This window comes from Paenibacillus sp. FSL R10-2199, assembly GCF_038000235.1.
GTDB lineage: Bacteria > Bacillota > Bacilli > Paenibacillales > Paenibacillaceae > Paenibacillus_AQ > Paenibacillus_AQ phytohabitans.
Genome location: NZ_JBBOBO010000001.1, coordinates 5,736,532 through 5,750,253 on the forward strand (window position 1 = coordinate 5,736,532; position 13,722 = coordinate 5,750,253).

Annotated in this window: 13 protein-coding genes; 5 read left to right on the forward strand and 8 right to left on the reverse strand. The window is 51.1% G+C overall.

What is annotated here, in order from left to right; all coding sequences use genetic code 11:
* Positions 1-57: 57 nt before the first annotated feature.
* Entirely contained in the window at positions 58-825 is a 768-nt protein-coding gene (locus NYE33_RS25140; RefSeq protein ID WP_336100829.1) for an exodeoxyribonuclease III, read from the reverse strand.
* Between the two features lie 39 nt (positions 826-864).
* Here NYE33_RS25140 and NYE33_RS25145 point away from each other — a divergent pair, with 39 nt between their 5' ends.
* The gene (locus tag NYE33_RS25145; RefSeq protein WP_341068077.1) at positions 865-993 is read left to right on the forward strand and encodes a hypothetical protein; all 129 of its coding nucleotides are present in this window, start codon (positions 865-867) and stop codon (positions 991-993) included.
* 193 nt (positions 994-1,186) lie between these two features.
* Entirely contained in the window at positions 1,187-1,474 is a 288-nt protein-coding gene (locus NYE33_RS25150; RefSeq protein WP_039303550.1) for a hypothetical protein, read from the forward strand.
* Between the two features lie 95 nt (positions 1,475-1,569).
* Here the strand turns inward: NYE33_RS25150 and NYE33_RS25155 are convergent, their stop codons facing one another.
* Complete coding sequence (locus NYE33_RS25155; RefSeq protein WP_341068079.1) at positions 1,570-2,679, reverse strand: citrate synthase/methylcitrate synthase; 1,110 nt, start codon at positions 2,677-2,679, stop codon at positions 1,570-1,572.
* Positions 2,680-2,793: 114 nt separating this feature from the next.
* Positions 2,794-3,645 (reverse strand): helix-turn-helix transcriptional regulator, encoded by an 852-nt coding sequence (locus NYE33_RS25160; protein WP_076244768.1) that lies wholly within the window; start codon positions 3,643-3,645, stop codon positions 2,794-2,796.
* Between the two features lie 171 nt (positions 3,646-3,816).
* Between NYE33_RS25160 and fabF the strand changes: the two genes are divergently transcribed.
* A complete protein-coding gene (gene fabF, locus NYE33_RS25165; RefSeq protein WP_341068082.1) occupies positions 3,817-5,055 on the forward strand; it encodes a beta-ketoacyl-ACP synthase II in 1,239 nt (412 codons plus the stop codon).
* Between the two features lie 407 nt (positions 5,056-5,462).
* On the opposite strand, the gene NYE33_RS25170 is transcribed toward fabF, so the two are convergent.
* Positions 5,463-6,338, reverse strand: a complete 876-nt coding sequence (locus tag NYE33_RS25170) for a LysR family transcriptional regulator (RefSeq protein WP_341068085.1) — start codon at positions 6,336-6,338, stop codon at positions 5,463-5,465.
* A 166-nt stretch (positions 6,339-6,504) separates the two neighbouring features.
* On the opposite strand from NYE33_RS25170, the gene NYE33_RS25175 reads away from it, so the two are divergent.
* On the forward strand, positions 6,505-7,668 hold the full coding sequence (locus NYE33_RS25175) for an MFS transporter (protein WP_341068087.1): 1,164 nt from the start codon (positions 6,505-6,507) through the stop codon (positions 7,666-7,668).
* Between the two features lie 83 nt (positions 7,669-7,751).
* On the opposite strand, the gene NYE33_RS25180 is transcribed toward NYE33_RS25175, so the two are convergent.
* The 3 genes from NYE33_RS25180 to NYE33_RS25190 all read right to left on the reverse strand — a co-directional run bounded on the left by NYE33_RS25180 (position 7,752) and on the right by NYE33_RS25190 (position 11,195).
* Positions 7,752-9,185, reverse strand: coding sequence for a glycoside hydrolase family 43 protein (locus NYE33_RS25180; RefSeq protein WP_083705568.1), 1,434 nt, complete (start codon positions 9,183-9,185; stop codon positions 7,752-7,754).
* A 256-nt stretch (positions 9,186-9,441) separates the two neighbouring features.
* The gene (locus tag NYE33_RS25185) at positions 9,442-10,512 is read right to left on the reverse strand and encodes an ABC transporter ATP-binding protein (RefSeq protein ID WP_042213143.1); all 1,071 of its coding nucleotides are present in this window, start codon (positions 10,510-10,512) and stop codon (positions 9,442-9,444) included.
* A 140-nt stretch (positions 10,513-10,652) separates the two neighbouring features.
* Positions 10,653-11,195 carry an HXXEE domain-containing protein gene (locus NYE33_RS25190; protein ID WP_042136773.1) on the reverse strand — a complete coding sequence of 181 codons (543 nt, stop codon included), beginning with the start codon at positions 11,193-11,195 and terminating at the stop codon, positions 10,653-10,655.
* 270 nt (positions 11,196-11,465) lie between these two features.
* On the opposite strand from NYE33_RS25190, the gene fabV reads away from it, so the two are divergent.
* The gene (fabV, locus tag NYE33_RS25195; RefSeq protein WP_341068090.1) at positions 11,466-12,656 is read left to right on the forward strand and encodes an enoyl-ACP reductase FabV; all 1,191 of its coding nucleotides are present in this window, start codon (positions 11,466-11,468) and stop codon (positions 12,654-12,656) included.
* A gap of 95 nt (positions 12,657-12,751) precedes the next feature.
* Here fabV and NYE33_RS25200 read toward each other — a convergent pair whose 3' ends face one another.
* Entirely contained in the window at positions 12,752-13,720 is a 969-nt protein-coding gene (locus tag NYE33_RS25200; protein WP_336103418.1) for a phosphotransferase family protein, read from the reverse strand.
* Positions 13,721-13,722 lie beyond the last annotated feature (2 nt).

Genomic DNA, 13,722 nt, shown 5'->3' on the forward strand with positions numbered 1-13,722 from the left:
CCCGCAACCCGGGATACCGCCTCTGTTCTTTTATGTTCTTTTGTACAACGAATAAATCTACACTTCCGCCGCATCAGCAAGATGAAGGACTACCGGACAATGATCACTGCCGAGAATATTGCACTCTATCCCTGCATCCAGAAGGCGCGGGGCCAGCCGCGAGGAAGCGAGGAAATAGTCGATCCGCCAGCCTACATTCTTCTCTCTTACCTTCGGCATATAGGACCACCAGCTGTAGGCACCCTCAAGCTCAGGATAGAAATACCGGAAAGTATCAACGAACCCGGCCTCCAGCAGCTCTGTCATCTTTCCGCGTTCTTCATCGGTGAAGCCTGAATTCCCGCGGTTCGATTTGGCATTCTTGAGATCAATATCCTGATGCGCCACATTCAAATCCCCGCAGACTAGAACCGGCTTATGCGCATCGAGCTTCAGCAGATAATTGCGGAACTCATCCTCCCATTCCATCCGGTAATCCAGTCTCGACAGATCCCGTTTGGCATTCGGAGTATATACATTCACCAGATAGAAGTCTGTGAATTCCAGGGTAATAATTCTTCCCTCGTCTTCGGTTTCCTTGTCGAGACCATATCTGACAGACAGCGGCTTAATCCGGGTGAAGACGGCCGTACCTGAATATCCTTTTTTGAGGGCATAATTCCAGTACTGCGAATACTCCTCACCGTGGTCCAGAACAATCTGACCCTCCTGAAGCTTCGTTTCCTGCACGCAGAAGATGTCTGCGGCGCTTTCCCGGAAATATTCGTTAAACCCTTTGTTTACACAAGCTCTCAGACCATTTACATTCCAGGACACCAGCTTCATCGTTGTCATTCTCCTTACCATTCACTAGAATTACTTCCAGTGTACCATATTGTCCTCTATTTGAGCGTAGCAGCCATGTCTTTTGCCGGAATGCTCTTCGGACTTATCCTATACCGCTTCTACGGCAGACAGTCCAAAGATAAGGCGTATATTACGCCAGCTTCATAGGTCATAGACCTCTAATCCATAGAATAAATGAACCGCAAAGAGCCCCCGCCCGCCATGGATAGAGGCTCTTCTTCTATTTAATTCTAACTCTCATCGCCCTATTAAAATGTGCTAATCTCCCAAGACATATGTTACAGCAATCATAGTTTCGGCGAATATGATATCCTATCAAACGAAAAAGGAGGTCATTACCATGGCAATCTTGTTACCGCAACAATTCTTCAACCTGGCTGCAGGCGTTGGTAAATCTTATTATGAGAATCTGGCTGGAGGCATCAACGCGGCTGTAACTGTAAATAACAACTCCGGTTTCCCTGTGGATCTTGTTCTTTACAGAGTCAATGCTCCAGTCGTCACTTATACTATTCCTGCGCTGAACAGTCTCACAGTTTCTGTAAACCTGCTGCTTGTTGCTGCTCTTCTCAGCACAGCTGCAGGCGCAGTCTTCGGCACCATCGAAGTTGCAACCTCTGATTTCTAAATCTAATGTCAGAGTATCCCCCCTCATACTCTCTCATTAACATTCCCTTGTTCAACATCTCCGGCTGTTTGACGGCCGGGGATGTTTGTGTGCTGTTATGATACAACCTCTGATTCAGGCATCGGTCCGATATAAGTAGATTGCGGGCGGAAAATCCGGTTATTGGCCGCTTGCTCCAGTATATGGGCCGTCCAGCCGACAATTCTACCTGCCGTAAACGTTGGAGTAAATATCTCCGGTGAGAGCTGCAGCGCCTTCAGAATCGCTGCGGCATAAAACTCGACGTTAGTGAACAGCCGCCGGCCCGGTTTGTATTCCTCCAGCAGTGCAATTGCCGTGGCTTCTACATGCAGGGCAAGGTCAAAGGATGCATCCTTCCCGATCATCTCCAGCGTGGCAATCTGCAGTGCTTCTGCACGGGGGTCCTTGGTCTTATAGATGCGGTGTCCAAAGCCCATCAGCTTCGTCCCGTTATCCAGCGTATTGCGCAGCCAAGGCTCTGCCCGCTCTACCGTTCCGATATCCTCCAGCATTGAGATGACTTCATAAGGTGCACCGCCATGCAGCGGCCCTTTCATCGCTCCGATAGCTCCGCATACCGCTGCGCACATATCGGATTCAGTCGAGAGCACTACCCGCCCGGCAAAAGTCGAAGCATTCATGCCATGCTCCATGCAGAGAATCAGATAAGCGCTGAGCGCCTTGACATGGGCTTCCTCCGGCAGCTTTCCTGTCAGCAAATATAGATAATTCGCAGCATGGTCAAGCTCAGGAAGCGAATCCAGTGGTGCCAGGCCCTGCAGGCTGCGGGCTCTGTACGCGATGATTGCTGGTAGAACAGCCGTCAGACGTACCGCTTGCTTCAGCGTTGGCGGCCAGGTTGTATTCTCTTTATCGCCTAGTGCGGCAACTGCACTCTGCAGCACCAGCATAAGCGGTACCGAAGCCGGGAACAGATCCAGCATCCTGCAAAGATACTCAGGAATGACTCTCTCCTCTGCCATCTGTGCCTTCAGCAGCGCCAGCTCCTCTGCATCCGGCAGATGCCCGTTCCAGAGCAAATAAGCCACTTCCTCATAACTTTTGCTTACCGCAAGCTCTTTGGCCCAATATCCGCGGTATACCAAATGTCCTTTCTCTCCATCGACCAATCCGATTTCAGTTTCTCCGGCAACTACGCCTTCCAATCCGGTTACTTTAGCCATTGACCTTTGCTCCTTTTACGATCCCGCAGGAATTGATTCATCATATAAGGAGTATAAACGTCAAATTCGATATTGTATATTTATAGTTTTTTATGAATCCATAAAAAATATCTATCAAGCCTGCGGTTCAGGCGCCATCAGCTGCTTCAGCTTGGATTCTGTATTGGAATCTCCGGCGGGGGTGTAGATGCTGCAGCGCAGATCCGTGCTGCCCTGCACCTGAAGCGAGGTTAAATGGAACAACATTTTGCCGGCTTTGGCATGCCGGAACTCCAGTACTACGTCCGGAGCGGAGCTTACCCGGCTCTCTTCCCATAGCTGATTGAACTCCGGATGCTGTTCCTTCATCTCCGCAATGAATTCATCATACCAGCGGTCCTCCAGATATTGTCCGTAATAGGCGCGGAAAATCGACAGGTACCCCCGGACAAACTGCTCCCAGTTCACGGCCAGCCGTCTGAATTCCTTGCGTACAAATAACAGGGAGATCATATTGCGCTGCTCCGGCGGCAGCTTGGCGAAATCAAGAAACACATGTGCAGCCGCCTCATTCCAGCCGACAATGCCGCAGTGCCGGTCCGAGATGATTGTCGGACAGCTCTTCAGCTCCTGCAGGATCTTCTGCAGGGACGGATGAATCACTGAGCTCTCCTCTTGAGGATAAATCATACTTCCCGGCCCGTTATCCAGGGCCAGGGCAAATAAGTAGCTCCGCTCATCCTTGGTCAGCCGCAGTGCTGCGGCAATACAATCCAGCACGGATGGAGATACTTTAATATCACGCCCCTGCTCAAGCCACGTGTACCAGGTATTGCTGACCCCGGCCAGCTGTGCCACCTCTTCGCGTCTTAGCCCCGGCGTCCTTCTGCGCGAACCTTCCGGCAGTCCTGCCGCTGCCGGAGAGATGGCCGCTCGTCTGGATTTCAGGAAATCGGATAATGCTTGCAGCCTGTTCTGATTGGACATTGTATCTCCCTGCCTTCCGGTTGGTCTGCCTATTAGTGTAGTAGTAATTATACTAGTATAAACTACAACTTGTAATAGGATAAATTAAGTGGAACAATAGGTCTAGAACGCATCCGGTTATACTTACAACACTTAAGTTTATGCTCACATAACTTTTAGGAGGATTATCATATGGAACGCGTAGTGATCACAGGGATGGGCGTAATTTCGCCGCTTGGCAATACCGTAGAACAATTCTGGAGCCGCTTGGCTGCTGGTGAATCGGGAATTTCGCCGATCACTACTTTTGATACAACACATTTCAAGACCAAAATTGCCGGCTCTGTACAAGAGTTCGATCCTGACGCCAGATTCGGCCGCAAGGAAGCGCGGCGCATGGACCGGTTCAGCCAGTTCGCGCTTGCCGCCGCCGAGGAGGCCTGGGCCCATTCCGGCCTGCAGCTGGACAAGATTGACCGCGAACGGCTCGGTGTCTATGTAGGCTCCGGAGTAGGCGGCATCCAGACCCTGATGGAGCAGGGTGATCTGCTGCGCTCGCGTGGCCCGGAGCGGGTAAGTCCAACCCTGATCCCGATGCTGATCTCCAATATGGCAGCAGCAATGATCAGCATTAAGCTGGGAGCCTTAGGGCCGACCCTCTCGCCGGTCACTGCCTGCTCGATTGGTAATACTGCCATCGGCGAAGCCTTCCGCCTGATCCGTTACGGCGGAGCCGATGTGATCCTCGCCGGGGGTGCCGAAGCGGCGGTGACCGAAATTGCCCTGGCCAGCTTCGGCAATGCAACCGCCCTATCCACCCGCAATGAGGAGCCGCAGAAGGCCAGCCGGCCTTTTGACCAGCGCCGCGACGGCTTTGTCATCGGGGAAGGCGGCGCCATTGTCATCCTGGAGTCCCTCTCCCATGCCTTGCAGCGGAATGCTGTCATCTATGGTGAAGTAACCGGCTATGGGGCCAGCTCCGATGCTTATCATATGGTAGCCACTCATCCCGAGGGCATAGGTGCCTATCAGGCGATGAAGCTGGCGCTGAGAGAGGCCGGAATCGCTCCGGCAGAGGTGGATGTAATTAGTGCCCACGCGACCAGTACGATCGTCGGGGACCGTTCTGAGACCATGGCGATCAAGAAGCTGTTCGGTGAGGACGCCTACCGGATTCCGGTCACTGCGAACAAGTCGATGACCGGACATGCACTCGGAGCAGCCGGCGGCCTGGAAGCCATCGCCCTGCTCAAAAGCATTCAGGAGGGTCTGATTCCGCCGACAATCAATCTGGAGCAGCCTGACGAATTGTGCGACCTGGATTATGTTCCTAACCATGCCCGTCAGGCTGATCTGAAGATCGGGATCTCCAATTCCTTTGGCTTCGGCGGACATAATGCGGTCATCGTGCTGCGCAGGTATGAGGAGTAAATCAAGATGAAGTTGCGGCATTCAATGGCCTAAGAATAGTATGTTACCAATTAACAGCGGATCTCCAGGCGGAGACCCGCTGTTTGTCATACAAGTTACCGGTCACGCAGCGAGACTGGAACACAGGAGACAATTCCTGCAATTGGATTCGTTACCGGCAGAATGGAGACTTTTAGAAAGCACTCTAGACCTAAATGTTGTACGTTCTGCAACTCTGACCGATAAGGAGCCGGGTGGTTGGAAGGATTGTTGTATAAAATACAAGAATAATCCGGCTAAGCCGCTTGAAAACGCTGAAATCCTACATTTTATACAACAATCTTGAATTTCTGCCGCTAGGATCAGGGAAATGTTGTATTATGGGCATGATTTTATAAGAAGTTACCCTATCAGGATTTGCATACAAATCAATTGAAATACGCAATAGTTTTCTCAATAAATGCCTTGGCCGATTGAGTCAGAAACCGGTCTGACCGGTGAATGATCTCAAAGTGACGGTATGGCGGATCATCTGTAATTCGGATGCAGCGCAGTGTCGGTTCATTCATCGCTTGGATCAGAGGATTCGGCAGCAGGGTGCCTCCGACATTGGCTTTTACCAGGCTAATAATGGAAGTGGCCGAACTGATCTCCATGATCGTATTTAAGCTGAAGCCATATTTACGGCAATAGTTATCCACCAGTTCTCGGCCTGTAAATCCTTCGGGGAACATCACCGTTTGGATATCACGCAGCTCCCGGATACCAATTGAGCTTCGCTTCGCCCAATCATGATTCTCGGAAACGACGAGCACATATTCTTCACTGCACAAAGAAATGCGTACAAGCCGGTCATCAGGAGCAGACGAGACGTCGATGCCGATGTCTACTTCATTCTCCAGCACTTGATTCAAGACGAAGACCGAAGAGACAACCTTCAACTGCACCTTGGGGAACCGGGTATGAAAATCTGCCAGCAAAGGAGTAATCCGGTAGTCCAGATCGGAAGGGAGAACACCGATTACCAGTCGGCCCCGCTGATCATTGCGGAATTCAGCTAATGCATCCCGGGTATTCTGTAAATGACGGATCATCTGTACACAGTGCTCCAGAAACAGGTTTCCTGCCTGTGTCATCACAATCCTCTTGCCGACCCGGTCGAATAAGGGAACGCCGAGTTCATCCTCCAGCGCACGTATTTGTTGACTCAGCGTAGGTTGGGATATGCCAAGTTTCTCAGCTGCCCGTGTGAAATGAAGCGCCTCGCACACCGCAATGAAGTTTTCCATCTGACGAATCTCCATATCAGCCACCTCCAATCATTGGTTTTAGCAATCATTTTAATAGAAACAATAATATTGTTCAATCATTCTAATGATTTTATACTTAACCGTGCATCCCCCAATGCTCTGTCACGGGCTCATGCTCACGGGTGAAAGCCACAATACTACTACCACGAGGAGATTCAGAATGAAACTTTTTTACATCGTCTTGGCGCTTATCCTGGCTTCACTGAATTTACGGCCGCCTATTACATCCATTTCTCCTCTAATGAGCACCATACAAAATGATCTGGGTATAAGTGGGATTCCCGCCAGTCTGTTAACCACACTTCCGGTATTATGCATGGGCCTATTTGCTCCGTTCTCCGTTAGATTAAGCAGAAGGTGGGGAAATGAAGGGGCCATTGTTCTGGCTCTAATCCTCATCGGGCTGGGTACGGGATTACGCTGGTTTGTGGACACAACTCCATTGATGATGTTCACTTCTTTTATGTCGGGTGTAGGGATCGCCTTGGCAGGACCGCTGTTGTCCAGCTTCATCAAACAGCATTTCCCTGACCGGGTGGCAGCCATGGTAGGGATCTACTCTACAGCGATGGTGGCAGGGGCGAGCATTAGTGTGGGACTATCGGTTCCGCTTCAGCATCTGCTGGGGGGATCATGGAGGAGCTCACTGGCTGTATGGGCATTCCCCGCAGCCATTGCATTGCCTGTCTGGTTGCGGTTAGCCTGGTCTGCGCACACAGACCGGCAATCCGGTATAACTAAGAGTGTACTTCATGCACCTCTTCCGGTGAAGAACAGGCGTGCCTGGGTGCTGACCCTATTCTTCGGGCTGATGGCAGCAATCTTCTATTCCTTAACCGCCTGGCTCGCGCCAGCCATCCAAAGCCAGGGGTACAGCCAGGAGACGGCCGGAAACATCCAAACCTTATTCACATTGATATCGCTGCCCTCTACTTTGTTCATACCCATGCTTGTACACCGCTACCAAAGACGTGTATTCTGGCTTGTCGGGTGTGCGTTAATGGAGTTGACCGGTGTCCTGATGCTGAACCTATCCGTTAGCCCTTGGCTCGCGGCGGTCCCGCTCGGTATTGGTGCGGGCGGAATGTTCCCGATTGCATTAATGTTGCCCATTGATGAAACAAGCAACGCCCAGGAAGCCAGTAGCTGGTCTGCAATGACCCAATCCGGCGGTTATATTCTCGGAGCGCTTGGGCCGCTGGCCATGGGCTGGTACTACGATGCTACGGGCAGCTTCGTACAAGCATTCTATGGTTTGGCTGGCATCATCGTACTTCAGATTATCGTTCAATTGGCAATAGGGAACAAAAAAAGTTCTCCATAATAAAAAACAGCGGCAGCCAGGGACTATAGTTCGTCCTTTGCTGCCGCTGTTTCATATGATCATAGCCACCGGGGAATGTAACGTTACTTGTTCTCCGGTGAAACCTGGCTTCCCCAGACTGAGATGCCTTCCGCCGACAATGCCGTGAATGTCATTACATTACTTCCAGTGGCTTCATTCCATTCGCGCAGGAACACTCCGCTGTACTCCGTCCCGTCTATAGTCAGCTTCGCACTATGCTCATCACCCAGGCTCCATGTACCTGTTACTGCGCCGCTTATCGTACCGTCTGTATTCAGCTTAAGGAGCTGCGACTCTACAATCTCTGCAGTAATATCTTTGCCGTGATTGATATATTTGTACTCGCCGGCCACATCCCTACCGGAGTACTTGCCGATCTTCTCCCCGCTGTAGCGGTGGGGCGCCACTACCGGCCAGCCCGCTTCGTTCAGGAACATCTGGTGTACCCGCACTTCATGCTGCTCGCCAAGATTCGGGAACCGGGTATGGAAGATCAGATAATACTGCCCGCTCTTCTCATCATAATATGCCGAGTTATGTCCGGGAGAGACATACCCTGCACCGCTGGCTGAAGGTTCCTGATCCGTGTTCAGGAACTCATAACTCCCCATCAGCTTCACTCCGTAAGGTGCATATGCCGGATCATCAAACAGAACACCAGCCGTCCCCCGCGCGTCAATCATAGCTTTGCCTTCAGAATCCTCAAACGGTCCGTCCGGGTTCTTGGAGCGTGCAACACGGATATTATAGCCGCCATTCGCATCGAGCCCGCCGTAAGACAAGAACAAGTAGTAGTAATCCGTCTCCGGACTGTACAGCATATAAGGCCCTTCTATCCGGGCATGATCCGCCCCCAGCAGCTTCTTGCCATACCCTTGGTCTGCCAGCGGAAAGCCCGTAGCCGGGTCCAGCTCCAGAATGAAGATGCCTCCGGAATACGAACCGTATACCATCCACAGCTTGCCGTTCTTATCAAAAAACACATCAGGATCTACTACATTAGGCTTCTCGGTAGCATCATAGACCTCAGCGTCATCTCCGGTGCCGGCCATACCAGATTTAAGAATAATTCCTTTATTCTTATAAGGGCCTTCGACCTTGTCAGCGGCTGCGATGCCGAGTGCCGACAGCGGAGAATCTCCCCGGCATGCATCGTAGTACATGTAGAACTTCCCGTCCGCCAGCTGAATGACATCAGGCGCCCACAGGGTGTCCGATTGTGCCCAGCTGAGAGTCTCACTGAGTTCCTCCGTTACATTGGGGATAAGCACGTTGTCATCCGTTACCCCGGAGGAAATCTGAGTCCACGACATCAGATCCTTGGATTTGGCCGAAGCCAAATGCGAACCAAACACATAATAAGTATCGTCAGCCTTGATCACGGATGGATCGTGTACCGATACATTCTCAAACTCAGGTGTGCCTGCAGCATTCCCGCCACTGCAGGCAGGCAGCAAAGCTAAGGATATTAAAGCGGTTAGCGTTCTTGTTCTCAAGTTATAACCCCCTTATGTATACCCTTACATTTTGCTGCGCAATGACAAATTAGTCAATACTTTTATTTATATATATTTGTATTATTTTATATTTATATAAACTTAAAGTCAGGCAGATCGGCCGGGCATGTTCTTTGCGGTAACTTTAAGCTTCGTCCACCTTCGAAGAAACTCATTGCTTCCTGAATCGTCAAAAAAGCGCCAAGCCGCAATCGGCCTGACGCTAATCTTAATAGTATGTGCTATAGCCCGGTTCTTAATACTCGCTGCTGTTCTGCACGAGAACCGGCTCCGGATAGGCATTGCTCAAAACGCGGCGCTGCTTCTTCACGACATCCGGCGGTTCTACCGCAGGTGCCATCGGATGCATCAGCCAGGACTTCACAAGATGAGTATCGGAAACCTTGTACATTGGCGGTTCTTTCTCCATGTCAATCGCCATGGCATATGTGCTCCGCAGTGCGAAGGCATCACCCTTAGGCGGCTTGATCAGATCGGGAGGTGTTCCCGGAATCGCTGTAAGCAGGGAACCCTTGCTCTCAAGGCTAGGCATGGAAGCCAGCAAGCCCCAAGTATACGGATGTCTCGGATCATAGAAGATCTCTTCCGCTGTGCCCATTTCAACGATTTGACCAGCGTACATTACGGCAACACGGTCTGCCATTCTCGCCACAACCCCAAGGTCATGGGTGATGAAAATGATCGCTGTATCAATCTTCTTCTGCAGGTCCTTCATCAGATCCAGGATCTGTGCCTGAATGGTTACGTCAAGCGCGGTTGTCGGCTCATCGGCAATCAGGAGCTTAGGGTTAGCGGCAAGTGCCATAGCGATTACGACACGTTGGCGCATCCCGCCGCTGAACTCATGCGGGTACTGCTGGAAACGGCGTTCAGGTGAAGGAATTCCCACCAGATTAAGCAGCTCGATGCCGCGTTTGTAAGCAGCTTCTTTTGTAATTTTCTCGTGCTTGAACAGTACTTCGGTAATCTGTCTGCCGACTTTCATCATCGGATTCAGCGAGGTCATCGGATCCTGGAAAATCATACCGATCTCTTTACCGCGGATTTTTTGCATTTGCTTCTCATTCTTGCCGATCAGATCTTGTCCATCGAACAGAATCTGTCCACGCTTATATTCGCCCGCAGGCTGAGGAACCAGCTTCATGACTGCTTGCGAGGTTACGCTCTTACCGGAACCGGATTCGCCTACAATCGCCAGAGTCTCCCCTTTATTTACATGAAAGCTGACACCACGGATTGCTTGGACTTCTCCTCCGCGTGTTCTGAATGATATAGCTAGGTCTTTTACCTCTAAAAGGCGCTCCATCCTGTCACCCTCTCTGCTTCTTTTCAAATTATGATAATAATTCTCAGTAGCCAAAAAACACGCAATAATATTATTTTATCTATCATTAGGGGGTCACGTCAAGATTTTTCTGAAAACGTCACCGTAACAAATCATCATTCTCAGCTGCGGTTATGTCTTGTCCTGTTCTTCATCATGCCCCATACAAGCAGTGGTGTCAGGATCAGCATGAGCAGCACCGACCACCCTATGTCAGCTTCGCTGACAACATTCTCATACAGCAGGCGGTAAAAAGCATATATCGAGTACGGCAATGCTACGAGCACAGCAGTCACTACACCCGGGGTATACAGCCTCAGAACAATACTTTGTGCCAAATGTGTGAAGACATGCAGCAGAAACACAGCGAGCACGGCTAAGTAGAGCCAGTAGAACTCTAAAAACACCGCAACGAAGGTTACCCCCACTATCAGAATATACACGAAGAGCACATCCATAGCAAAATTCCTGGTGGTCATGCCCATCATAGGCGCCAGGCGCTTCTGCAATGACGGGGAAAGCGACGATGTTATAGCTGGACCGTGTTTGTTCCCCCATGCCTCAACTGTAAGAATTTCCTCAAAATCATGAAACATGAAGAATACAGGCAGCAGCCAGAGCAAGCTTGTTACGTCCATATGTATTTGCAGCCAGTTCAACATCATAACATCCGTCTCCTTTCGCGGGAAAGTTGTCATCCGGTATGTTCTCTGCTGCCCGTCGTCCCTGCCTTACTTGCGGGAATAACATTCAATGAAGTAAATTAGATCAATATAGCATTCATACAGCCTGATCTGGGAGCTCAGATGTTTCTTCACTTCATTATAAGGATCACCTGAGAGGTTCACCATGAGAAAATACTCACTCCGAATCAGGCAACTCCTCTCGATTCTACAATCCCTGCAACCATCGATGAAAGCGAGGTAAATATTATAATGATCATAAAACCCAGAACGCGCGGTTTCATCTGTACGACTGCCCACCCCGCAGGCTGTGCGCATCAGGTACAGCAGCAAGTGAACTATGTACAAAATCAGGGAAAATTTACAGGCCCCCGCAATGTACTCGTAATCGGGGCTTCAACCGGGTATGGACTTGCAGTCAGGATTGCTGCAGCCTTCGGTGCAGGAGCAGCAACTGTAGGTGTCTATAGACCCAGCACAGCCAGCGAGACGCGGACGGCCTCCGCAGGCTGGTATAATTCCGCAGCTTTTGAGGAAATGGCCTATACAGCCGGCCTGCGCTCCTACAGCGTATGCGGGGACGCTTTCACCGCTGAAACGAAAGAACGGACCATAGAGTTAATCCGCAGGGAGCTCGGACAGGTTGATCTTGTCATTTACAGCGTAGCCTCGGCACGCAGAACAGACCCAGAGACCAGAGAAGTTCATCAGTCAGTATTGAAGCCGATCGGCAGCACTTATACCAATACAACGGTCAATTTCCATACCGGAGAACTAAGCACGGTACAGATTGAACCGGCCACCGAAGCTGAAATCGATGACACGGTTCATGTGATGGGCGGAGAAGACTGGCAGCTCTGGATTGAAGCGCTCCGGAATTCCGGTGCTCTGGCGGCAGATGCGGTCACTCTCGCCTTCTCCTATATAGGTTCGGAGCTAACACAGGCCGTCTACCGTGACGGCACCATCGGCCGGGCTAAAGATCATCTGGAAGCCACAGCCTTAGAGCTGAATGCCCAATTATCACCAACCGGAGGCCGCGCCTATGTAGCAGTCAGCAAGGGCCTGGTCACCCAGTCCAGCTCGGCGATCCCTGTAGTTCCGCTCTACATCTCCGTTCTCTACAAGGTTATGAAGGAACAGGGACTGCACGAAGGCTGCATCGAACAAGCATACCGGCTGTATACCGGTTTCCTGTACAACCCGGAAGGGACTCCGGTAGACGGACAAGGGCGCATCCGGATTGATGATCATGAGATGAGCCCCGCTGTGCAGACAGAAGTGGACCGCATCTGGCCCAAGCTAAGCACGGAGAATGTCTATCAATATTCCGATCTGGACGGCTACAGACGCGAGTTCTTCCAGCTGTTCGGCTTCGAGACTGGCGGCGTTGATTACGAAGCAGACATCAACCCGGTCGTAACCATCAGGAACAGGTACTGAGTACTGAGTGCTGACTGACATCCATCTGCTCTGATGTACCCAACAACAGCCAGGAGGCCGGATCTCCGAAGAGAACCGGCCTCCTGTTTGTCTAGTCAGATTACAGATGAGAACAGCTTCCAGGACTCCGCGAGGTTCTCGTGGGCCCAGTTTACATGATTCTCATCCTTATACTGGCGCGAATAACACTCAATAACCATAATAAGATCCAGATACAGGTCGTACAGCCGCTTCCGCAGTAGTTCGTCCGGACTGCTGAAAGCTGTCCCGTACCCCTCATAGAACGCTTCCGAGTTCTCGAAATGCCGGAAATAATACTCCAGCAGCACATCACCCCACATGGCCCGCTCCCAGTCAATAATGGATACGATCCTGCCATCCTGCACAAAAATATTACCGTTCCACAAATCCCAGTGTACAAGACGCGGCTGCGTCACTGCATCCAGCGCCGGCAGATAACGCCCCAGCGCCTGCTCAATTTCCGGCAGCGATGCAGGTAACGCGGCATCCAGTCTCACAGCATCCTGAAGCACATTCAGCAGCATCGCCTTGAAGGTCTCCCTCCAGGACATTCCGCCTCCGGCAGGATCTGCACCGAATAATCCAAAAACTGGCCCTTTAATCTCATTGATCAGACGCTGGTACCGCCCGAGTTCATACTCAATGGAAGAACGCTGCTCTGGAGACAGGCTCTCCTTCACATCACTGTACGGCTCACCTTCAATCTTCTCCATGAAGAAATAAGGGCATGGAATCAGCAGCAGGCTCTCATCATAACTGTAGACTTCAGGCACAGGAATCCCGCCTGCAGCACGGACCAGGCGGAGCGCTCCGACTTCAGCACGCATAATATCCTTCTCATAGCTAAGCACTGCTGTCCCCGGCCCAGGAGCAACCTTAAGGATGACCGACCGTCCATCACTCAGCTCCAGATCATATCCTGTATTAAAAAAACCTCCGGTCAGCTCTCTGCTGCCGACAACCGCTGCATCTGCACCGAAGGCGCTTGCTGCTAATAGACTCAGCTCCCGGTCATTCAGCTTGACCTTGGTGAAGCTCTCCATCT

What these genes read in the sequence shown, in the direction of transcription:
- NYE33_RS25140 (WP_336100829.1), bottom strand. Translation starts at nt 825, where the DNA reads ATGAAGCTGGTGTCCTGGAATGTAAATGGTCTGAGAGCTTGTGTAAAC.
- NYE33_RS25150 (WP_039303550.1), top strand. Translation starts at nt 1,187, where the DNA reads ATGGCAATCTTGTTACCGCAACAATTCTTCAACCTGGCTGCAGGCGTT.
- NYE33_RS25155 (WP_341068079.1), bottom strand. Translation starts at nt 2,679, where the DNA reads ATGGCTAAAGTAACCGGATTGGAAGGCGTAGTTGCCGGAGAAACTGAA.
- NYE33_RS25160 (WP_076244768.1), bottom strand. Translation starts at nt 3,645, where the DNA reads ATGTCCAATCAGAACAGGCTGCAAGCATTATCCGATTTCCTGAAATCC.
- fabF (WP_341068082.1), top strand. Translation starts at nt 3,817, where the DNA reads ATGGAACGCGTAGTGATCACAGGGATGGGCGTAATTTCGCCGCTTGGC.
- NYE33_RS25170 (WP_341068085.1), bottom strand. Translation starts at nt 6,338, where the DNA reads ATGGAGATTCGTCAGATGGAAAACTTCATTGCGGTGTGCGAGGCGCTT.
- NYE33_RS25175 (WP_341068087.1), top strand. Translation starts at nt 6,505, where the DNA reads ATGAAACTTTTTTACATCGTCTTGGCGCTTATCCTGGCTTCACTGAAT.
- NYE33_RS25185 (WP_042213143.1), bottom strand. Translation starts at nt 10,512, where the DNA reads ATGGAGCGCCTTTTAGAGGTAAAAGACCTAGCTATATCATTCAGAACA.
- NYE33_RS25190 (WP_042136773.1), bottom strand. Translation starts at nt 11,195, where the DNA reads ATGATGTTGAACTGGCTGCAAATACATATGGACGTAACAAGCTTGCTC.
- fabV (WP_341068090.1), top strand. Translation starts at nt 11,466, where the DNA reads ATGATCATAAAACCCAGAACGCGCGGTTTCATCTGTACGACTGCCCAC.
- NYE33_RS25200 (WP_336103418.1), bottom strand. Translation starts at nt 13,720, where the DNA reads ATGGAGAGCTTCACCAAGGTCAAGCTGAATGACCGGGAGCTGAGTCTA.